General features: G+C 32.4%; 20 protein-coding genes. All 20 read right to left on the bottom strand.

Annotation, left to right across the window (positions count from 1 at the left end):
- Window positions 1-82: 82 nt before the first annotated feature.
- Window positions 83-652: a nucleotidyltransferase family protein gene (locus ACJDTP_RS08090; RefSeq protein ID WP_406760898.1), complete on the bottom strand. Its 570-nt coding sequence runs from the start codon at window positions 650-652 to the stop codon at window positions 83-85.
- Between the two features lie 57 nt (window positions 653-709).
- On the bottom strand, window positions 710-1468 hold the full coding sequence (locus ACJDTP_RS08085) for an acyl-CoA dehydratase activase (protein ID WP_161223471.1): 759 nt from the start codon (window positions 1466-1468) through the stop codon (window positions 710-712).
- Between the two features lie 29 nt (window positions 1469-1497).
- A complete protein-coding gene (locus ACJDTP_RS08080) occupies window positions 1498-2649 on the bottom strand; it encodes a double-cubane-cluster-containing anaerobic reductase (RefSeq protein ID WP_406760897.1) in 1152 nt (383 codons plus the stop codon).
- 60 nt (window positions 2650-2709) lie between these two features.
- Window positions 2710-3747 carry a selenide, water dikinase SelD gene (selD, locus tag ACJDTP_RS08075; protein ID WP_406760896.1) on the bottom strand — a complete coding sequence of 346 codons (1038 nt, stop codon included), beginning with the start codon at window positions 3745-3747 and terminating at the stop codon, window positions 2710-2712.
- A gap of 88 nt (window positions 3748-3835) precedes the next feature.
- Window positions 3836-4453, bottom strand: coding sequence for a sulfurtransferase-like selenium metabolism protein YedF (gene yedF, locus ACJDTP_RS08070; RefSeq protein WP_078115838.1), 618 nt, complete (start codon window positions 4451-4453; stop codon window positions 3836-3838).
- 245 nt (window positions 4454-4698) lie between these two features.
- Window positions 4699-5487 carry a selenium-dependent molybdenum cofactor biosynthesis protein YqeB gene (gene yqeB / locus ACJDTP_RS08065; RefSeq protein WP_406760895.1) on the bottom strand — a complete coding sequence of 263 codons (789 nt, stop codon included), beginning with the start codon at window positions 5485-5487 and terminating at the stop codon, window positions 4699-4701.
- A 93-nt stretch (window positions 5488-5580) separates the two neighbouring features.
- Window positions 5581-6396, bottom strand: a complete 816-nt coding sequence (gene yqeC, locus ACJDTP_RS08060) for a selenium cofactor biosynthesis protein YqeC (protein ID WP_406760894.1) — start codon at window positions 6394-6396, stop codon at window positions 5581-5583.
- A 76-nt stretch (window positions 6397-6472) separates the two neighbouring features.
- Window positions 6473-9106 carry a selenium-dependent xanthine dehydrogenase gene (gene xdh, locus ACJDTP_RS08055; protein WP_406760893.1) on the bottom strand — a complete coding sequence of 878 codons (2634 nt, stop codon included), beginning with the start codon at window positions 9104-9106 and terminating at the stop codon, window positions 6473-6475.
- Between the two features lie 172 nt (window positions 9107-9278).
- Window positions 9279-10211 carry an ABC transporter permease gene (locus ACJDTP_RS08050; RefSeq protein ID WP_078115834.1) on the bottom strand — a complete coding sequence of 311 codons (933 nt, stop codon included), beginning with the start codon at window positions 10209-10211 and terminating at the stop codon, window positions 9279-9281.
- Window positions 10201-11310: an ABC transporter permease gene (locus ACJDTP_RS08045; protein WP_078115833.1), complete on the bottom strand. Its 1110-nt coding sequence runs from the start codon at window positions 11308-11310 to the stop codon at window positions 10201-10203. The genes ACJDTP_RS08050 and ACJDTP_RS08045 overlap by 11 nt, the downstream gene beginning before the upstream one ends.
- Entirely contained in the window at window positions 11303-12880 is a 1578-nt protein-coding gene (locus ACJDTP_RS08040; RefSeq protein WP_078115832.1) for an ABC transporter ATP-binding protein, read from the bottom strand. The genes ACJDTP_RS08045 and ACJDTP_RS08040 overlap by 8 nt, the downstream gene beginning before the upstream one ends.
- Before the next feature lie 23 nt (window positions 12881-12903).
- Entirely contained in the window at window positions 12904-14043 is a 1140-nt protein-coding gene (locus ACJDTP_RS08035; protein WP_078115831.1) for a BMP family ABC transporter substrate-binding protein, read from the bottom strand.
- 30 nt (window positions 14044-14073) lie between these two features.
- Window positions 14074-14916, bottom strand: coding sequence for an FAD binding domain-containing protein (locus ACJDTP_RS08030; RefSeq protein WP_078115830.1), 843 nt, complete (start codon window positions 14914-14916; stop codon window positions 14074-14076).
- Window positions 14910-15386 (bottom strand): (2Fe-2S)-binding protein, encoded by a 477-nt coding sequence (locus ACJDTP_RS08025; RefSeq protein WP_406760892.1) that lies wholly within the window; start codon window positions 15384-15386, stop codon window positions 14910-14912. The genes ACJDTP_RS08030 and ACJDTP_RS08025 overlap by 7 nt, the downstream gene beginning before the upstream one ends.
- Window positions 15379-17487, bottom strand: a complete 2109-nt coding sequence (locus ACJDTP_RS08020; protein ID WP_406760891.1) for a xanthine dehydrogenase family protein molybdopterin-binding subunit — start codon at window positions 17485-17487, stop codon at window positions 15379-15381. The genes ACJDTP_RS08025 and ACJDTP_RS08020 overlap by 8 nt, the downstream gene beginning before the upstream one ends.
- Window positions 17488-17518: 31 nt before the next feature.
- Window positions 17519-18604: a 4Fe-4S binding protein gene (locus ACJDTP_RS08015; protein WP_406760890.1), complete on the bottom strand. Its 1086-nt coding sequence runs from the start codon at window positions 18602-18604 to the stop codon at window positions 17519-17521.
- A 3-nt stretch (window positions 18605-18607) separates the two neighbouring features.
- Window positions 18608-19900 (bottom strand): amidohydrolase family protein, encoded by a 1293-nt coding sequence (locus tag ACJDTP_RS08010; RefSeq protein ID WP_406760889.1) that lies wholly within the window; start codon window positions 19898-19900, stop codon window positions 18608-18610.
- Window positions 19897-21180, bottom strand: coding sequence for an amidohydrolase family protein (locus ACJDTP_RS08005; protein WP_192927421.1), 1284 nt, complete (start codon window positions 21178-21180; stop codon window positions 19897-19899). The genes ACJDTP_RS08010 and ACJDTP_RS08005 overlap by 4 nt, the downstream gene beginning before the upstream one ends.
- A 340-nt stretch (window positions 21181-21520) precedes the next feature.
- Entirely contained in the window at window positions 21521-22093 is a 573-nt protein-coding gene (locus ACJDTP_RS08000) for a nucleotidyltransferase family protein (protein WP_406760888.1), read from the bottom strand.
- A 65-nt stretch (window positions 22094-22158) separates the two neighbouring features.
- Complete coding sequence (locus tag ACJDTP_RS07995) at window positions 22159-23754, bottom strand: N-acyl-D-amino-acid deacylase family protein (protein ID WP_406760887.1); 1596 nt, start codon at window positions 23752-23754, stop codon at window positions 22159-22161.

Below are 23754 nucleotides of genomic sequence, written 5' to 3'. Positions count from 1 at the left end.
TTATTATGCTTAGTTAATTGCGTTAAATATCCACAAAAGTTCAACTTACACTGAACGCATACTTTTATTAATATTTTTATCCTTATAAAAAATTCTTTAATTCTTCTCTAGTATCGATATCTGTCAATTCAATTTCATTCATTATTCTAACCCGCTCTAAATCATCAAGGTGTTTTTTCATAATGGACTTACCTCCAACATCTCCATTTAAACTTAGTAGCTCATTTTTATATTTCTTAGAGAATATAGTTGGATTTCCGAGGTTGTCCTCATATTCTAAACAGGCCATTCCCTTATTACTTTTTATAAATCTATTAATTAATATTTCAATACTCCGCAATGATATAAACGGCTGATCACATACCATAAACATATAAGCATCAGCTTCCATATCTTCTTCAATTCCAAGTCTTATAGAATGGGATATCCCAAGTTCACTATTCTTATTCATAACAACTTCAATTTTTTGCTTCAATAAATCTTGCACTATTTCTTCATATTGGGTAACTAAAATTATCTTATTAAAATTTATTCCTAATACTTTTTCTACCACATTCATGTACATAGGCTTATTGCTTACTATAGCTAATAATTTATTTCCTTGAAATCTACTACTATTTCCTGCAGCTAGTAAAATTAAATTTATCTTCATAACTTCCATTCTCATTTATACCTATGATTTTTTTTGCATAACTTTCCTTTCATTACTTCATTTAATTTTTTTATATCCAATTGCAGCCGCTCCAATTGCACCTGCATATTGACACAACTCATTAGTTATCACTTTTTTGTTAAGATAACTTTCAAGAGTTGTTCTAAATGTTTCCGATAATGCTAATCCTCCGCTAAAAAATATGTCTCCTTGCAAATTTAATTTTTGTGCAAAGTTAGCTGTTCTTTTGGAAATTGAATGAATTATTCCAAGGGCAATATCACCTCTATGAATATCTTTTGCAAGAAGACTAATAATTTCACTTTCAGCAAAAACAGTACACATGCTAGATATACTTACTGGATTTCTATCTCTTACAAAATCATCGATATTCTTCATATCTTCTTCTAAAATTCTCATCATAACGTCAACAAATCTCCCCGTCCCAGCAGCACATTTATCATTCATTAAAAAATCCACAACATTTAATGAGTTATCTAATAAAATAACTTTAGAGTCCTGCCCTCCTATATCTATAACTCCTCTAATAGTAGGATTAAGAAATACTGCACCTTGCGCATGACAAGTTATTTCAGTGATGGTTTTATCTGCTTCCTCTAATAAACCTCTACCATACCCGGTAGCTATAGTATATTTCACATTCTTAGAATAGAGTTCATCATAGACTTTACGAATGCTATCTTTTGGTTTTGCAGATGTCTTTATAATCATAGTCTTAACAATTGTTTTGCCATCAAATAATACACCTTTTGTAGTTGTGGAACCAGAATCAATTCCTAAAGTATATTTACCCATAATCTACCACCTTATATTCTTAGCTATGCTTAAAGCATCTCTATAAACGCCGCCATTCTTGTATTTAATTGGCCTATATCATTAATAGAAAAATCTGTTTCAACACTCATATATGGTATATTTTTTTCATTGTTTACAAATCTCTTAATTGATAAAGTTTCTACACTATACGTATGACAAGCTGTTAATATTATATCAATTACAGCATCTATTTTATAATCATCAATCATTTTATTAAGAAGTTTAATTCTATTAGGATTAGGACTCATACAAGAACAACCAATTGATAAATATTTATGTGAAAGAGCATCGTAAACATCAGCATTTTCTTCATCTACTAACTCATCAATTGCTTTCGCAACACTGCAATTTTCAAAAGCAACTACGTACGCTCCATTATCTTCAATCGCTTTAATAACTTTTTCTGCTGCACCACCAATAGGACAACCAGTAATTAATATACGCGGTCTAGATTCATATTTTCTTTCCATTTCATATTCAGATTTAATCTTTTCAATTAATTCATCCATTTGTTTTGGAATTTGTTCTTTATCAAAACTAAAAGTTGTCCCATTTATAACCTTAAATATATCTTGACCAAGTATTGCAACCGGTTCTTTTTTACCTAATTCATAAAACTTCTTTAAGGCTTTACGTTCGTTATTTTTTATCCTGATAGCTTTTCTTATATCATCTTCACTTATTTCCACATCAAACATTTCTTCTAAATTCGACTTTAATTTTATAATTTCACGCCTCCACAATTGAAGTCCTGATTCACTTTGAGAATTTGGAAGCTCCATAACATGTACTGGTTTAAAATCTGAAAGATATTCATACATTTTCTTTTTCCCATCACAAGTTGTCTCACCAACAATCAAATCTGAAAAGAAAAAGAATGGACATTTATCGGTTTTAGCAAAACCATAGCTTGATTTAATTAAAGGACATAAATTACGTGGGAGATCTTGTTCAGCATCGGCAATAGTTTCATCTGATGTTGCACATAATGAAACAGTAGCGGCCCCCATAGCTAATGCTATTTCTTGTGGAAAGTAAGTACAAAACACACCTATTAGTGGTACATCCTTATCCTTAAGCTCCTTAGCTTTAATAAAGGCATTTCTCCTTCCTTCAGCAAATTCTTCAAATATTTCAGGTAATTTCTTTTGTAATTCCATAATTGCCTCCATTTATTTTATATAACTTCTAAATAAATACTTTTCCTTTAAATGAAGCACCTACTTAATCACTATAGATTTATCGCCTTTATCAATTACTTGGCCAATAACTCTCGCATATGGCGTAAACTCTTCAATTCTTGATAAAAATTCTTTAACATTTTTTTCTGGAATTGAGAGTAGCAATCCACCTGATGTTTGTGGATCTATCAACACATCTTGCAGCTCCTGTGTAACTTTTGAAGCTAAAGTGAATTTATCTTTTAAATAATCAAGATTATTGTACATCCCTTCAGGTATAATTCCCATTTTGGCATAATCTAACGCTCCATCTATAATAGGTACAGACTGACTAAAAATCTCTATTGTTTTGTTGCTGCCACTTGCCATTTCATAACTATGACCGATTAAACTAAAGCCAGTTACATCAGTACATGAATGTATATCAAGTTTAGAAGTACATTCTTTAGCATACTTATTTAATGTAGACATTATCCATATAACTTCTTTAATCTTACTTTCATTCAATAATTCTGCTTTGGCAGCAGTATTCATTATTCCAATACCTAAGGGTTTTGTAAGCACAAGCATATCTCCAGTTTTAGCATTACTATTTGAAAGAATATCACTTGGATGTGCAAATCCACTTACGCAAAGACCATATTTAGGAGTTGGGTCCGCTATTGTATGACCACCAGCAATTACTGCACCAGCCTCTTTAACTTTGTCATATCCACCAGCAAGTATATCATGCATGATTGATATATCTAAACAAGAAGGAAAGCAAAGTAAATTCATAGCCGTTGCAGGATTTCCACCCATTGCATAAATATCACTAAGGGCATTAGCAGCTGCAATTTGACCAAATATATATGGATCATCAACCATTGGTGGAAAAAAGTCTACTGTTTGAATTGCTACTGTATTATCATTAATTTTATATACACAAGCATCGTCATTAGTATCAAATCCAACAATCAAATTGGGATTTTCAAACTTAGGTAAACTATTTAAGACATTATGAAGTACACCAGGTCCTATTTTTGCAGCACATCCTGAAGTTCTAGTTAAACTAGTAAGTTTTACATTTCCAGGCAAATAAATCTCCCCCTTCTTAATTAGTTGACAATTAAGAGTTAACTATAAATGTTTATAAAATTAGTTGTCTTTATATATTTTAATTCCTTTAAAGCGTAATAACCTTTGATGCCTCTTTCATGCAGTTTGTTATGTAATACATGTTACTTACTTTTCCTACCTTTAACTTTTCTTCAAGCCCGTAAAAGTTCAGGCATGCGCCACAAACTAGTATTTCAACACCTTTAGTTTCTAAATCTCTTAAGTGCTCTGCTGCTTGATGATTTAATGTTGGTACCTTTACACCATCATTCATAAACAAGATTGATTTTGGTAAATTATCAGACTCTGAAATTGTATAAAGATACATTTTTATTAGAGACTTTCCAAGCTCTTCATTACCTGCTCCAATAATTTCTTTTCCAATAAATACTGACCAGTTGCCTATTTCCGTTTTATTTTCTTCTAATTTGTCAGATGTTTCATTAAACACTTCAACTTCACTCAACTTATCTAAATCTTTTGAGAAATATACTTTAAATAAAGAATTCTCTTCTTCAACTGATACTGCAAAACCTTGATTATTAGCTAATTTCTTAAGATTTTGCACAGCAATATCGTTGTCTACCTCAACTACAAAACTATTATTTCCACTATCTATCTCTTTCTTTGCCATTATTACTGGCATTGGGCATTCTTTTCCTTTTGCATCAAGCACTTTATTCATTTAACATTCTCCTTAATCATTTATGATAATTCAGTATTTTTTTAATATTCATAAATAAACATTCTATACTTTCTTATAACTCTACCTGAAATGACACGTACTCTTTTGTGCAGAGTTACACTGAGAAAATTGGTATAGAATTTTTCTTTATTAGAAATTCATAGCCATTTTCTCTATCAATCGAAACAATAGAGTATTTGTTATTTCGGCTAATTAACCCTAAAGCCCAAATATGCATTGTTTATCTATAACATGGATTTTAAATATAAAATTGCTTCCAGTACGCCTCCCCCAATAGATCTGGCTTTATCTGAAATTGTAAAACAATGATTTTTTTCACACCTAGGATCAATATCTCCACTTTTCATTCCTTTAAATACATTAACATCCTTTTGAAGCATTCCACGAACTATCCCGCTTATTTCCGCAAATATTGGAATTCTATTTACATAAGCTACAATATCACCTTTTTCTACATAGTCTCCTATTTTATATACCGGAAATATCTTTCCATCACTTATAGCTCTAATTATTCTTTCACTAGTATATCCTCCAATATCTCCTGGTACACCAGTATTAGGGATAGCACTTCCGCTATATATTGCCTTTCCTAAATAATGACCTCTTTGAGTCTCAACAACACAGTGACAATCAAAACCAGCTGTAAATCCTGGTCCGAGAGCAATAACAATCGAAGCATCATTAATCCTTGTTCCTAAATTTTCTTTCGCAATTATAGCATCCACTACTACATCTGGATTAAGATCCTTTATAATTTTTGCTTTTTCATCTACTAATACAGGAATATTCCCTTCCTTAATAACCTTGTTGATTTCTTCCATTTTAGAGACAAGGATTGCTTTTATCCCTTCAACTTCTACAGTATTATCATATACGGTTTGTGAAAATGCTACTGTTCTTCTGACTGTAGTAGGTTCTGAAATCTCTGTCATAACTATGTCTAATCCACATCTTTTCAATCTATGAGCTACCCCTGTTGCTATATCTCCAGCACCCTTTATTAATACAATCATTATTACTCCACCTTCTCATTTAAGACATATAAAATACTCTCCAATGATGACTTGTTATTTTTTAATATGCCTAAAGTAATTATTGACTTTATATTATAATTTATCTTTAAATGTTGTTATTATTGTTTCATTTATTCCTAAATCAGATAATTCCTTAGATATTTTCTTGGCATTCTCCAACTCCATTATTGTATCTGCTTTATTTATGATAACTTTGTAAGGACATCTTACATCTTTCCTTTGACCTTTAGTACTTGCTAATATTTTCGCAACATCCCAAGCATTAATGATATGTTCTTCATCTGTATTCAAAAATCTTGAAACTAAATTTGACCTATGGCATACTTCTTTAATTTTCTTTCCTACTGCATCAATGCCACATACTCCTATAACTAAATTACTTTTTGTTAAAATTACAGGCTCATGCTCAGCTGGAACCTTTAATGGTAATCCTTTTGCTCCATCAGCCTCCACTAGTACGAAATCAGCTATTTCTATAAAACTCTCAGCTATTTCTTTTGATACTCCACTTATTTTTCGTGGAATATGTTCTTCACAACTCTCTAGACTACCCCTATCTTTCAATTTATTATAGTCAAATTTTTCATTCTTCTCGTCACATAACAACCCAACTGTAATCATATCTTCATCATTTAATGATTTAATAATATCCTCTTTTTTTCCCGTAATAACCGTATTGCTCTCGGGCATAAACATACGAGTAGTTGTAGTTATAATAACTTTCTTACCTAGAGTTTTTAATTCTTCACCCAATTTATATATTGAACTTGTTTTACCTCCTCCTCCAACAAATGAAATTATGTTCTTCTTATTAATATCTATTTTTAACGCCTCTATTAATAATATTTGTTCTCCTATTTTTCCATTACTATATTTAAAAATCTTCATAGATTAACCTCAGCAACTTTTGAAGCAAAGTCTACAGTTTAACTTTGCTTCATGATATACCTTTCAAAGTCAATTCTTATTTCACTTTTAAAGCAGCAGGTTTTGGTTTACGGTAATACGTATTTTCCAAAGGATAACTATATCTGAATATACCATCTTTTTTGTAGTATGCATTTTGACATGCTGGTGCACCCATCACACATACTATCTCACCAATTCCTTTAGCGCCAAATGCAACACTGTCAGGATTATTCTTTTCGATTAATTGTACTTCAACGGTCGGCATTTGATTTGCTCTGAAAACGCCTAAAGTACCAAGCTTTGCTTGTGGAATACCATCTTTCAGTGGAAAATCTTCTGTTAACCCGTATCCCAGTCCCATTGCTACACCACCCTCTACTTGACCTGTCGCAGAAAGAGGGTTAATTATCCTGCCAATATCATGAGCCGCAACAACTTTTACTAATTTACCATCCTTATCAATAACAACTAGTTGTGTTGCATATCCATACGCAATATGGCTCACCGGATTTGGTTTTGACGAACCGATCGGATCTGTCTTAAATTCAAATTCTCCGATATACTCTTTTCCTTCTAATTCTTCCAATGTATGTCCATTATCTAAATCAACTTTTAATTTTAATGATGATTGATGTGCTGCCTCCCCAGCAAATGTTGTTTGGCGAGATGCTGTTGTCGTTCCTGAGTCAGGTGTATATTTAGTATCTGGATGCTCAACAATTATCTTATCTGGTGTTAACCCAGTTGTTTCACAAATTATCTGAAGCAGTACAGTTTGTATTCCTTGACCTATTGCACCAGCAGAAGACCTAGCATGAACTTTTCCTTTTAATATCTTTAAATTACAACGTCCTATATCTTGAACCCCTACACCAACACCGGCATTTTTCATTGCAGATGCTATGCCCACATAGTAATTAGGATCTGCTTCATATTTTTCGAATTCTTCTTTAACTGCTTCTAATGTTTCTACCATGGCGGTCCCTTCATCAGCAAGTTGTCCATTTGGTAGTGATTGGCCAGTTCTTATGGCATTACGGTAACGAATTTCCCATCCCGAAATCCCAACTTTTTCAGCCAATTTATTTATCAGAGGCTCCACAACTGCACAGGATTGTGTTACTCCGAAGCCACGAAATGCACCAGCTGGTGGATTATTTGTGTAATAAGCATTTCCTTCAATATCTACATTTTGATAATTATAAGGACCTCCAGCATGCGTACAAGCTCTTTGGAGAACAGGCCCTCCTAAGGAAGCATATGCACCAGTATCAGATGTAAGCCTAGCTTTCATCCCTTGTAATATACCATTTTCATCGCATCCTATTTTGCAATAAATCTCCATGGCATGGCGTTTAGGATGATAATTAATGCTTTCTTGACGACTAAAAAACACTTTTACTGGTCGTTTGGTTAGATACGCACAAAGAGCTGCTTGATGCTGCACGCTCATATCTTCCTTGCCTCCAAATCCACCTCCAACAACTGCACTTTGTATTCTAACCTTTTCCATTGGAATTCCTAGGTAATTACTAATCTCATGATATTCATCATATATACCTTGAGCTCCTGTAATAACCATTACTCCATCTCCATCAGGCAGCCCAATAGCAGTTTCAGGTTCCATGAAAGCATGTTCAGTCGGCGGAACGTAAAAAGTGCCTTCTACTATAAATTTAGAATTTGCAAGTGCAATTTCTGCATTACCTCGTTTTACTTCCTCATGATCAAATACATTGTTCTCTGGAATTCTAAACTTTCCAAATTGCATAAAACCTTCCCCATGGACTTGGTGTGCACCATCAACTGCAGCCTCTTTCGGATTACGAATAGGCTCTAATTCCTCATATTCTATTTCAACAGCCTTTACTGCAGCCATAGCCTCTTCTCTTGTTTCCGCCACAACCATTGCAAGAGTATCTCCACAACACTTTGTTTCTTCTCCCACATCAATCATTCCTGGCCAATCTTGTGCTAAGTGGCCAATATATCTCTGACCTGGAATATCCTTTGCAGTATATATGGCAACAACTCCTGACATTGTTAAAGCCTTATTTATATCAATAGATAATATTTTTGCACGCGCATATTTACTAAATACATTCTTTCCATATAGCATATCATCAAAAGTATAATCATCTACATACTTTGCTGTTCCTAGTGTTTTATCACGAGCATCCACTCTACATGTTCTCTCTCCAACCCTACCAGTTTGCTTTAATTCAGGTATTTCTAAGTTTTCTCTTAGCATTTTTGCTGCTAAAAGAATGCCATCCTCAATCTTTGCATAACCCGTACAACGGCAAATATTAGTACGGATTGCTTGCTTTATATCTTCTCTTGATGGATTCGAATTTTGGTCTATTAAACACTTACCACTAATAACCATTCCCGGAATGCAAAACCCACATTGTACAGCTCCTGCAGCTGCAAAAGCATATGAAAACACATCCCTTTCTCTCTCTGTAAAGCCCTCTATAGTCTGTACCATTTTTCCTTCAAGTCTAGAAAGTTTTTGGATACATGCACGTGTTGTCTTTCCATCAATAATAACAGTACACGTTCCGCATGCACCTTCTTTGCATCCGTTTTTCACTGACGTTATCTTAAGCACATCTCTTAGAAAGTCCATTAATGCCATATCCGTTTGCGACTCATATTCTTTTCCATTTATACTTACTTTAAACATTTAAAGCACCTCTCTCATAAAACATTGATAATTCAACAGCTATAAATTCATACAGATCAAATTGGATTAAACTCTAAACGAAACTTCTAATTATGTATATTTAAAGAAAAGCCCATATAGGCTTTTCTTCATTTATTATTAACTGTTAGTTATCAGATTCTAACTTGATTTTTTACCTGTCTTCTCTAAAGTATGCTTCTCCGAGAGCCTGTGGTGATGAATTTAAATTATTCTTCTTTAATCCGCCTAAGACCAATACTATTATTGTAGTTGCATACGGAAGCATTGTTATAAAATATTGGTTTACTTCTATTCCTGTTCCTTGCAATCTTAGCCCTAGTATATCTAATCCACCAAACAAAATAGCCCCAAAAATAGCTTTTACAGGACTCCATCCGATAAAAATTACTAATGCTACAGCAATCCACCCTCTACCTGCTGTTACATTTTCCTGCCATGAAGGTATGTAAACTAAGGATAAAAAGCTTCCACCAAGTCCACATAAAGCCCCACCAATTAATAAATTAATATATTTATATAGTGAAACATTTATTCCAGCTGCATCTGCTGCATAAGGATTTTCTCCAATCATTTTCATATTCAGCCCATACTTTGTAAAATTAAGATAAAAATAAATTAATATAGCGCATATATATCCTAAGTACACAAACATGCTTTGATTAAATAAAGCTGACCCTATAACAGGTATATCACTTATTAAAGGTATTTTTATAGGTGCCAAAATATTTTTAAGATTATCTGATAATACTTGTCCAACATAATCTTTTCCAATAAAACTTGAAAATCCACTCCCGAATATTGTTAATGCAAGACCTGTAACAACTTGGCTTGCTCTAAGCGATACTGTAAGAATAGAGTATATTAGTGATCCAATAGCACCAAGTAACATACTAAATAAAAGTGCTAAAAACACATTTCCTGTTGTGTAACCCAATATAAATCCGCCAATAGCACCCATTAACATCATGCCTTCAATTCCTAAATTTAAGTTTCCAACCTTTTCTCCCAAAATACATCCAAGTGTGGCGAAAAGCAATGGTGTTCCTGCTATAACCGCTGATGATAAAAACAAACTAATGTCCATATGTTTCACCTCCCTTAGTCACATCTACTTCACTTTCGGATTTAGTTGAAATTTCAATTACAACTTTATATTGTAAGAAGAATTGACATCCTAATACACAAAACAAAATCATAGCTTGTATGATATCTGCTGCAGCTTGAGGTATTTGAAATGCTGTTTGTATATAAGATGCCCCCTGAATCAAAACAGCAAAAGCTACGGAAACTAATAGAGTCCATATAGAATTAAGCCCTGAAAGCCAAGATATTATTATTGCAGTGTTACCTACATTAGAAGTCAATTGGGTACTAAGTGTATTTGTAACAGCAGAAGCTTGGATAACACCCGCAAGTCCAACTAATGCACCACTTATAAAAGTTGTTAATAGTATTATCTTTTTTACACTCATTCCAGAATATTTAGCGGTATTTTCACTTTCTCCAAGTACAGAAATTTCATATCCCTTCTTTGTGTAATTCAAGAATGCATGTACTACTATTACTAAAATAAGCGCTATTACCCACCCTATATGAATGCCAAATACCTTTGGCAAGGTTGCATTATCACTAAAATTAGCTATCTTTGGAAACCCGAGTGATGCTGGATCTTTCCAAAGTTCATATTGAAGATAAACAATCCATTTTAAAGCAATATAGTTCAACATTAGTGTTATTATAGTTTCATTTGTATTAAATCTTGACTTTAAAATTCCTGCAAATAAAGCCCATAAACCTCCGCAAATCATCCCCACTATTATCATTAAAATTATTACTAGAAATTTAGGAGAATCCTTAAAATTTAAAGCTATAAAAGTTGCGCCAAATCCTCCCATGAGCATTTGTCCTTCTCCTCCAATATTCCAAAATTTCATTTTAAATGCTATTCCGATACCTAATCCAGCTATAACGAGAGGTATTGTTTTTACAATCGTCTCCTTAATTCTATGTCCACTTCCAAAAGATCCATCTAACATTGACACATAAACTTTAATAGGATCATGACCCATAAGCAAAATGAAAATACCAGTTAATACTAAAGCCAGTAAAACTGCAAATACTTGAAGCAATATCTTCTTTTTCTTACTTAGCTTCTTTGCTTTTACTATTCTCATTCTAATCATATAAGCCTCCTCCTTTCACACTCGTTACTTTTTCAATTTTATTATCTTTAAAATCCAAAGCTGCTTCTTCCATATGTCCTGCCATCATCATACCAATTTGTTCTTTTGTTGCATCTTTTGTATTTACAATACCTATTAATTTTCCGCCACATAAAACCATTATTCTATCACATAGTTCCAAAAGAACATCTAAGTCTTCTCCCACAAATAATATAGATACTCCTTTTTCCTTTTCCTTATTTAAAAGATCATATATCTGATATGTAGCCCCAATATCTAATCCTCTTACTGCATATGAAGTAATAAGTATATCTGGGCTTAAACTTATTTCCCTACCTAATAATATTTTTTGTATATTTCCACCTGATAATTGCTTTACTGGATGGTCTATGCCTGGCGTTTTTATCTCTAACTGTTCAACCATACTTGTAGCAATATCTGTTAATTCATTTCTTTTTAAGAACAATCCTTTTTGATCATAATATTTTCTAAGTAATAAATTATCAACAATACCCATACTTCCAACTAAACCCATACCTAATCTATCTTCTGGTATAAGTCCCATTTTAATTCCCTTTTTATAAACTTCTCTTGGAGATTTATTAGTAATATCTTCTCCTTTAAATATAAGATTTCCACTCTCAACTTTCTGTAATCCAAATAAAGCTTCGCAAAGCTCTTTTTGACCACTTCCCGCAACTCCAGCTACTCCTAAAATTTCTCCTTCATTCATACTGAAGCTAATATTTTTAAGTACTTGTACTCCTAATTTATTTCTGACTGAAATATTTTTTACATCGTATATCAATGTATTTTTATTTGATGATACTTTATCTATCTTCAAATCGCTTTTATACCCTACCATAAGCTCTGTTAATTCATTTACGTTTGTATCAGCTATATTTAAAGTCTTTATGTTTTTTCCTTTTCTTAATACTGATACTTTATCACATATAGCCATTACTTCATGCAGCTTGTGAGTTATTATTATAACTGCACATCCTTGTTCTTTCATTCGTTTTACTATATTAAATAGTCTACCTACTTCTTGAGGCATTAGTACCGCTGTTGGCTCATCTAGTATTAAAATATTTGCACCTTTATACAATACTTTAATTATTTCTAGCATTTGTTTTTCAGCTATAGACATTTCACTTACTCTTTTTTTTAAATCTATTTGTAGATTATATTTCTCGCATAAGCTTAGTATGTTTTGATCTACTTCTTTATTTTTGGTAAAAAATTTTCCCTTATTACCAGCAATTATATTCTCTTTTGCCGTAAATCTCTCAACTAATTTAAAATGTTGGTGAACCATACCTATTCCACATTCAATGGATTCCTTTGGAGATTTAAACTGAACTCTTTTTCCTCTTATATAAATTGAACCACTATCAGGATTGTAAATTCCTGATAGCATGTTCATTAGAGTACTCTTTCCAGCCCCATTTTCTCCGAGGAGTGCATGAATTTCTCCACTTTGTACCTTTAAATCTACATCTTCATTAGCTATGACAGATCCAAAAGTCTTTGTTATTTTTTTTAGTTCAACACTCACACATTGTTCCATAAAGAGACCTTCTTTCCTCATTATTATTTACTAATTTGACCTTCTACTCCTTCAACAAGCCAGTCAAAGCTTAGCAATTCCTTATCTGTCATTTTTTGACCTTCAGCAACCTTTATAGCTCCTGATTGATCTTTGATTGGTCCTGTAAATACATCCCAAGATTTGCTTACCATTTTAGCTTTAGCTTCGTCAACTTTTGCTTGTGCTCCTTCTGGTGCATTCTTAGTTAATGGTGCTATGTCAACTATTCCTGTATCTATACCACCCCAGTAGCTTTCTGATTTAAACTTTCCATCCATAACAGTTTTAACAGCTTCTACATAATAAGTACCCCAATTCCAAACAGCACTTGTCATATTAGCCTTTGGCGCTGATGCTGACATATCTAAATCAGATCCAATAGAGAACGCGCCTCTTTCTTCTGCTGCTTGTTGTGCAGCTGTAGTATCTTGGTATTGCCCAATTACGTCTACACCTTGATCAAGCAATGATATAGCAGCTTCTTTTTCTTTTGCTGGATCATACCATGTGTTAGTCCAAGTTACCTTTACTACTGCATTTGGATTTACTGATCTTACCCCTAAAGCAAATGCATTCGTTGCTCTAACAACTTCTGGAATAGGGAATGCTGCTACATAACCAATTTTACCGTTTTTACTCTTCATCCCTGCTACGATTCCTGTAAGATATCTAGCTTGATATTCTCTACCAAAATATGTGCTCATATTATCAGTTGTCTTATACCCCGAGCAGTGGAAAAACTTTACGTCTGGATATTCTTTTGATACTTTTTCTATATAATCCATATATCCAAAAGAGGTTGCAAAAATCACCTTAGCACCTTGGTCAATCATATCTGTAGCAACTTTTTCTACTTCTTGACCTTCCGGTACAGATTCTTTAACTATAGTCTCAACATTTGGAAGCTTTTCTTCTAAATATTTACGACCATTATCGTGTGCTTGGCTATACCCTCCATCCGAAGCTGATCCAATATAAATGAATCCTACCTTAAGCTTTTCGCCCGAAGCCTCTGTCTTTGTTTCCTTTCCATCATCTTTTGAAGTTTGTGTAGATGCTGACCCACATCCAACTAGCAGCATAGTAGAACATGCTACTGCAGCAATTACTGTTAGTAATTTCTTTTTGATGTTCTTATTCATAACTATTTCCCCCTTTAAAATTAATTTGCTCTATATCCTAATATTTAAAAAATATTGAATAAGCCTTAAAGCTACTGTTTTTCTATAAACAGCTGTGGATCTTTGATCATCAATAGGGATTATTTCTTTAGAATAAATGTTGCGTATTTCTTCCATCTCTGATTTTATATCCTCTAGATTTTTTTCTTTTATAAAATTTTCTGCCTCTATTACTCTGACTACCTTAGGAGCCACTGAACCTATTGCAATTCTTATGTCTTTTACTTTTCCATCTTTTACTTCTGCAAGACCAATAAAAGAAAGTTTTGATATAGCAGAAGCTTTTCTAGCTCCAACTTTTTCATAATATACTTTATTGAATTCTGCTTTTGGTATAATTATGCTTTTTAAAATTTCAGTTCTTTCAAGGATAATTTTCCTTGGTCCTAATATAAAATCTTCTATATGAACTTCTCTTGATGAACTTTCGCCAACCAATTTAAGCTTCGCATCTAATGCATATAGTATAGGTAAGGTATCCCCAGCCGGAGATGCATTACATATATTTCCTCCAATAGTCCCCATATTTCTTATAGCTGGTGATGCTATTTGTCTTATGGACTCTTTTAACACTTCTGGAATCCCTTTTGCTCTTAAAAGCGCTGATAGAGTACAGGCTGCTCCTATTTCTAAGCTATCATCCGACTCTTTAATTCCTTTTAGTTCTTTTAAATCTCCTATATATAACAAGTCTTTATTAAATTTTGGGAGAAGTGATGCAGCATTTTTATTCCTAACCATTAGGTCAGTTCCTCCGGCATAAATAGTTACATCTTTTTCATTTAATATTTTTAATGCTTCATCCAAATCTTTTGGTAAATATCCATTTACCATAACCCATCACCTCTTTTAGATGCCATAAGTATTGCATTAATAATCATGTTATATCCTGTACATCTGCATAAATTTCCTGAAATTCCATTTCTGACATCATCTTCTGTTGGCCTTGGAATTTTAGATAACAGTGCATGTGCTGCCATTATCATTCCTGGTGTACAGAAACCACATTGTACAGACCCTGCTTCTGCAAAGCACCTTTCCAAGACACCGAATTGTTTTGTCCCTTTTAATCCCTCAACCGTTATAATCTCTTTTCCTTGTACAGAGCCAATTGTTACTAAACAAGAATTAATTAATTCTTTATCTATAATTACAGCACAAGCACCGCATTCCCCTTCACCACAGCCTTCCTTTGGACCCGTTATATCCAAATCTTCTCGAAGGAAATCTAAAAGTCTCTTTGCAGAACTCTCTTCTGTAGCTATTGTTTTATTATTTATCTTTAATGTAATTGTATTACTCATTTACTATCGCCTCCATTATCCATTCTGGAGTTACAGGCAATCTATTCACTTTTACTCCTAGTGCATTTTCTATTGCATTTGCATAAGCTGGCGCAGTTCCTACTAAAGTTAGCTCCCCAGCTCCCTTAGCTCCAAATGGGCCAAGATCACATGGATTATCTACTAATTCATTTTTAATATTTACAACATCCTTTGCAGTTGGGATAATATAGTCAGTTATGCTATGTTGCCTAACTTTTCCCACCTTGTCGTATTCCATGTTTTCGCAAGAACCATACCCAAGGCCTTGTATAACTCCCCCTTGTATTTGTCCTTCCATTATAGTTTCATCAATTGGAATTCCAATATCAAAAACTGTATATATTCCAGTTACTTCAGTAACAGCTGTTACCGTATTAATCTCAACTTCTACAACATTTATTCCCCATGAATAACTTGGATAAGCATCACCATTAAATTTCGTTATATTCCAAGGTATTAAATCTGGGTGTTTATAATTTTCTTCTATTATTTGTTCTTTTCCATCAACCCAATTTTCTTTTAGTCTTAAAGCAGCTCTTTCAAGCAGCTTACCTACTACCATAATTGATCTTGAAGCTACAGTTGGCCCTGAATCTGGAACTCTATCTGTATCTGGATTTTCATAAATTATATCTTGATAATTCTTATCAAGAGCCTTTGCTACAATTTTCTTAAATGTTGTTTGTAGACCTTGTCCCATATCTGTGTTAGATACTAGAATCTCAATAACTCCACTTTCATATTTTAATAACTTTACCTTGGCTTTAATAAAATCCCTCTCTCCGCTTCCAGTAAACCCGCATCCATGTAGAAATATTGACATTCCTATTCCCTTTTTCATAATCCCTTGTTCACTTGAATACTTTTTATATTTTCTGCTAAAATCACTTATTTTTTCAGCTTTTTCTAACATTTCTTCAAGCTTTACATCATAAGTAAACTTTCCGCCAGTACAAGTATCATCACCAGTTTTTACAAAATACTTATTCTTTAACTCTAAAGGAGTGAATCCTAATTCTTTCGCTAAATGCGCCATATGTGTTTCAATTCCAAATATACTTTGTGGACCACCGAAACCTCTAAATGCTCCAGTAGGCACAGTATTTGTTTTTACTACACGCCCTTTAACTCTGATATTAGGTATGTTGTAAACACCTATAGCACATAACAAAGCCCTTTGGAGAACCACACTAGAAACAGTCGCATATGCCCCACCATTCAATATAATATCTACATCCATCCCAATTATTTTGTTATTTTCATTAAGAAGCGTTTTGTATTTCAGTAAAGCTGGATGCCTCTTAGTTGTAAATGCCATATCCTCAGCTCTATCTAAAATTAACCTAACTGGCTTTTTAGCCTTATAAGCTGCCACTGCAACCTGTGCTCCGAGTAGAGAAGGATAATCTTCTTTACCACCAAAGCCACCTCCAGTTGTAGTTTGTACAATTCTTACTTTATCTTCCTCAAATCCTAATGCTTGAACAACAGCACCTTTAACGTAATATGGGCATTGCATAGTTCCATACACGGAAACCTTGTCATCTTCATAATCTCCAACTAATCCTTGAGTTTCTAAGTAAGCCTGTTCTTGATATCCTGTATAAAATTCTTCTTCTATTACCTTTATAGATTTTTTAATTGCATCCTTTATATTGCCTTTTTCGTATTCATATTTATCAAATGATTCCGTAGAATCTCTCATGTCAAAAACAGGAGTTCCCTCTTCATATTCAACCTTAATATCATTTAAAATACTTATAACTTCTTCAAGATCCGGCCCTAACACTAAAAGGATTGGCTCTCCTATATAATTAACTTCTTTGTCGGAAAAAACCGGCATGTCATTTTGAATTATCTTCACCTTGTTTAAGCCAGGAACATCTTTTCCTTCAACTACATAATAACCATCTTTTAACTCAGGAATAAAAATTCTTTTTATAACAGCCTTTGATTTTTCTGAACGAAGAGTCTTAGCATATAAACTATTTTTAAATTTAATATCCGCAATATATTTAGCACTTCCGTCTACCTTAATTTTATGATCAGCTTTTATAACTGATTTTCTTATACTATCCATAATCTTTCCTCCATTTCATAAGGAGCTAAAATTAAAATACGTTTTTGATTGCTTTCTTTGGACATTTAGATTCACATAATCCACATCCAAAACATTTACTCTTGTCCATTTCTACTTTTTCATTTTTACTGCTAATTGCAAAGTATGGACATATATTTTCACATAATTTGCAGTTAACACATTTATCGTAATCAATAGATGGATAAATAGGATCATACTTTACATTACCAGTTTGTAATTCAGTATCTAGTACTTCTTCAATAGAGTTAAATCCATACTTTTCTAAAGCACTTGGAAGATCTTCAACTATCTTTTTATATAAATCCTTTCCTTTAAGCATAGCAGCAGACAACATTTGAACTGCAGTTGCTCCAGCAAGTAAAAATTCTATTACGTCTTCTGCTGAAGCTACCCCACCTACACCAATTATTTCACATTGTGGAAGGGCTTTCTTAATTTTGTTGATAAGTGCTAAAGCTATTGGTTTTATTGCTGGCCCTGAAGTCCATACTTCTCCTTCTTTATTCCCTATTAATACTTTTCTTGATGCTACATCTATTTTCATAGTTGGTCCTAGAGAATTAATCGCTACAACTCCATTACCACCGTTTTCTATAACCATTTTCGCAAATCCTACTGGATCAGGTATATGTGGACTCATTTTCATATAAACTGGCTTTTGGGTATGCTTTCTTATAGTCATTAACGTTTCTTGTATTGCTGATAAATCTTTTCCTACATAATGAGTTGATATTTCAAAGGCATCAGCATACTTATCTAGCTTTGGAATTAAGTTTTCCATGTCCTCTTTTGAATACCCTACACTTATAAATAATGGTTTATTTATCTCTGCCTTTATTTCTGGTAGAAATTTATCTAACCATACTTCTGGCTCATATTCTGACCATAACTCAGCATTCATAACAAAGTCTTGTCCACCATATATGCATGGCCTAACTACTTCTGCCCCTTTGCTAGATATTGTTTTTGTGACAATTCCTCCAACTCCAAAGTCAGATATTATTTTCATTTTTTCGCAATCTCCAACTAATGGGCCTGATGCCGGCATTAATGGATTTTCCAAATATATTCCGCTTAAACTTGTACTTAAATTCATATATTATTTCTCCTTACACTTTTCCCAAATCTCATGTGCTATTTGAGTTGATTCTTTGTATATTTTCTCTTCATCCTGCAATACCTTATAATCTTTTAATCTAATTTCACCATTGCACCAAACATTCTTAGGCTTAAAATTATCTAACATTCCATAAAAAAAATGACCGAATAAATTATTTTCTGTTATTGGCGTAGGTGCATTATATTCTAAAGTCAAAAAATCTGCTTCGTACCCTTCTTCAATTTTTCCAAGCTTGCAGCCTAAAATGTTGCTTGCATACTCGTAGTTGTTCTCTATAATCTTCTTAATGTTCCCTAAAGCATATGCTGTAGGATTCTTATACTTCAAATGCATTCCAAACATTAAATTAATCATGTCTCTAGTTAAATTAAATCCAAGCCCATCATTACCTAAAAGACATTTTATTTCCCTCTTCTCAAGTTCCAATACATCTGCTAAACCCACCGCATTATTAAAATTGGAAGTAGGATTTAATGCTACATAAACCTTATACTTTTTTAAAATATCCATATCATTTTCACTTAAATAGACACAATGTGATAAAATCGAGTTTTCTCTAAGCAATCCATGTTCCTCTAATCTTTCGATAGGTGTTTTTTTAAATTTCTCAATACTTTCTATATTATCCTCATCACTTTCACCAACATGAATGTGTATCGGCATTCCTTTACTTCTATCTGCTATTTTCTTCAAAGACTCATCACTTAATGTCAAACATGCATGCATTCCAAATAATCCACTTGTCATAGTTGAATGAATTTTACTAAACTCGATGTTTTCTTCGATACATTCATCTATTGGGAATCTATCGCTACTTTCGAAGCAAAATACTCCTCGAATTCCTATATAATCACATAAAGCCCTTTTTAATAAATTTAAGCTGCCTCTTATTTTTCTCCCACTAGCATGATGATCTACTACTGTAGTTACTCCATTTTTTATAAATTCAATTCCACTTACAAGAGCACTATAATAAATATCTTTTTCATCAAGAACCTTATCTAATTTCCACCACATTTGCTCTAATAAATCTACAAAACTTTTGGGATCAAATTCGGTAATCCATCCTCTAGCAAAGGTTGAATATATATGGCTATGGCAATTTACAAGTCCGGGCATTAATATTTGATTATTACAGTCATATACTTCATCTGCTCCCTTAAAGTTTTCCATGGAACCCACTTCAATTATTTGTTTATCAAATAACACATAAGATTTTTCCTTTAATGAATCAAAATTAAATATATTGACATTTATTAATGCTTTAATCATACTTGTAACCTCCTTGGTAAATACTCACCTTGTCCGCCTAAAAACTCACCTTCACTAACTACAATCTTTCCTTTAGATATAGTTGCACTTATTTCACCTTTCAAAATTTCGTCATGATAAACAGAATTATCATCCGCTATTTTAGTTGTCTTATTTGGGTCAAAAACCACTATATCTCCATCACTTCCCGGCATTATCGTTCCTTTTTTAGGATATAATCCATGAATCTTTGAAGGTTCTACTGTAAATTTAGAAATTATACTTTCTCCAAAAAGAGTAAACATATTTAAAAATGAATATTTTACTCCATCTATTCCCATGGGAATTTCACTTGTATATTTCTTATTTTTTAATCTTTTAGAAAACGGACAATGATCTGTACCTATTACATCAATTGCATCTATATTATTAATCATCTTTAATCTTTCTTCTTCACTTCTTAAAGGTGGCGTCATAGTATATAAATATCCATCTTCTTTTTCATATAATGAAGAGCTAAATCTAAAATAATGAGGTGCGCTTTCTAATACTATCGTTGAATGTAATTCATCTAAATAAACTTCCTTTAGTCTTTCAAGGGTAGTTCCACAATTGGTATGAACAATATATAAAAGGCCATCTCTATATCTTGCCATTTCAGCTAATTTTAAAACTTCTGTAATTTCTGATAGTGCTGGTCTTGCTTTTTCATGATCTTTTACCAAAATATTTTCTTCTCTTATCATGTCATTATTTTCTGCATGAACTAATACTCTAGTTTTCGTTTTCTTTGAATACTTTAGTAATTCATCTATGTAATAATCCTTTGTTTGTCTATTAGTTGATGCATATGTTGTAAATAATTTTATAGTTGGCATGCCAAGTAAAGAACTTTTGTTTAGGAGTTCTTTAACATCTCCATCTGGATTTCCAAGTGTCACATGAAAACCATAATCAACAACACTTTTTTTTGCTAGTTCATATCTTTTATTAAAAGCTTCATCTAACTGATCAACATTATTAATTGGATCTAAAAAATCTATAAATGTTGTTATCCCTCCCATAGCTGCCTTTTTTGAACCTTCAAAAAAATCATCAATTGAAACATTTTCTCCAACACCTAAATTAAAATGTACATGTGCATCTATGAAACCTGGTAAAACCATTTTTCCTTTAGCATCATATTTTTCTTTACAATCTAAAATTGATGTAGATACTGTATCTATAATTCCATTTTTTATATATAAATTGCTGTATATAAAATTTCCTTCTAAATATAATCTTCCATTTAATATCCCCAAATCAAAAATAAAATCTCCTCCTTTTAGATAAGTTTAAAATTTTCTTTTCATATCTGTTATCCTTTTAAGTAATAATTAGCCTATAAATTTTCCATATATTTAATATAACTTTTTAAATTTAAATTCTAAATTTTTATATTATACTTATCTAAAATTCTTCTTAATTTAGCCTTATTAGAATTTTTGAGTAATAAAAACAAAAAGAGGCCTTACTTCTGATTTTGAAATAAGACCTCTTTGTCTATGCTTAACTTTTATTAAATTTTTTTATTTTTATTAAATATTATATATCGCCCTTCTCTAATAAGTCAATAATATTGAAAATAATTTATTATTATAATTATTTTTCAATAATATTTTTCACATTTTCGTAATCTTCCATAGTATCAACATCCAACAATATTCCTTTATCATCTATATTAAGGTATGAGCACTGCTTCTTACTCAAATATTTTTTTAAATTAGAATCATCAGGTTCTTGTAATATTTCTCTTATTAGATTTCTACCTAATAAAATCGGATGTCCGCCTCTCATATTAAAGCTTGGTATAACTATTTCCTTCTCTTCACTTAGTAATTTCTCTATTATATCTTTATTTATTAACGGATAATCTCCAGGAGTAAGTAAGAATTTTGATGCTGTAACATTTTGTATTCCCTTTTTTATAGAACTAAACATTCCTTTATAAAATTCATCATTGTATACTACTTTTGCCTTTGTATAATTTTCTACCAATCTATTTATCTTCTCATGCTTATACCCACTAACTACTATTATATTATTACAGTTATCATATAAAGCCTCTATGCATCTCTGTAAGATTGGCTTATTATTAATTTCAAGTTCCATTTTAAAAGCATTAGCTCTACTTGAATATCCCCCTGCTAGTATAACTCCATCTACATCCATCATTCTTCGACCCTCTTCATCTAATATGTATCATTCTTAACATATTAATAATATAATGAAAGTTCATTCTAAGTTTCTAACTTTATGATAGCTCCATAATTGCCAGGAGAGTAATTTTCATTTTCTACAACAATATTTCCATTTACAATTACATATGATATTCCTTCTGGATATTGCTCAGGTTCTATAAATGTACCTTTATCCATTATCTTATCTTTATCAAATATTACTATATCTGCCTTAAATCCGACATCAAGGCATCCTCTATCCTTTATTCCCATTGTGACCGCAGATTTACTAGTCATTTTATATATTGCTTCTTCCAATGTTAAAGCATTAAGCTCTCTGACATATCGACCTAATACTCTTGGGAAAGCCCCATATACCCTTGGATGTGGCTTTCCTCCAAGCAAACCATCAGTGCAAAAATTTTGTTCTGGCCTTTTCATAAATTGGATTATATGATCTTCTGATCCGTAATAATCAATCATGCCAACTGCATTTTCTTCTTCTATTAATAAATCTAACGTTGCTTCTATCGGATCTTGATTCCTTATTTCACCTAGCTCTTTTAAGTTTTTCCCTATTATCTCTTTATTCTTATATGTTTTTACTGAAGTAATATATATTCCATCTATACCTGCAAATTCAATAAAATTATCCCAATTACAATTTGTTTCATATATTTCATTAATAATCTTTTGCCTTAAATCTTTTGATTTTATTCTTTCCAGCATTTTATTAGTTCCACCATTATGAACCCATGGCGGGATTATGACACTAAGCATCGTACTTCCAGCATCATAAGGGTATTGATCAAAAGATATTTTTACTCCTTCTTTTTCTGCTTCTTCTATAAGAGAAACTATATCATCTATTTTATGCCAATTATTTTTCCCACAAATTTTAAAATGAGAAAAATGTATTTTTACACCACTTTCTTTACCAATCCTAATTATTTCTTTCATTGAATCAATAATTTCATTTGCTTCACTTCTTTGGTGTACTACAAAAATCTTATTATATTCCGCAACTACTTTGCAAAGCTCAATTAACTCTTCTGTATCACCATAAGCGCATGGAATGTATATAAGTCCTGAAGATAGTCCAATAGCACCTGACTCAAGCTCTCTTCGTAGAATTAATTTCATACTTTCTATGTCCTCTTTGTCCGCTTTATTTGAAGAAAGCCCCATTGCCTCCATTCTAATATTGCCGTGAGGCACAAGATAACATACGTTAGATACTAATCCTCTATCTTCAATTGCATTAAAATAGTCTTTTACTGTTTTATAATCCCACGAAATCTCATCACTGTCACCCTCAAGGCCACTTAGATTTTTTCTCCAATCCTTAACGAATTTACTTGGCAGCGGGGCCATAGATATACCATCTTGTCCCAAAACCTCAGTTGTTATCCCTTGGTAAATCTTAGGCCTTATATTTTGATTACTTAAGATTTCTAAATCTGAATGACTATGTGTATCAATAAATCCTGGAGCAACAGTCAAGCCACTTGCATCCAATACATAATCCATGGCTTCCTTTTTACTTTCTAAATCACCAATTTCTATAATTGTATCGTCACTTATTATTAAATCTCCACTGTACGCTGGTTTATTAGTTCCATCAACTATAGTTCCATTGCTTATCATCCATTTCAT

Origin of the sequence: Candidatus Clostridium helianthi (assembly GCF_045310795.1) — a bacterium.
Taxonomy (GTDB): domain Bacteria; phylum Bacillota; class Clostridia; order Clostridiales; family Clostridiaceae; genus Clostridium; species Clostridium helianthi.
This window is presented reverse-complemented; position numbering and strand designations above follow the sequence as displayed.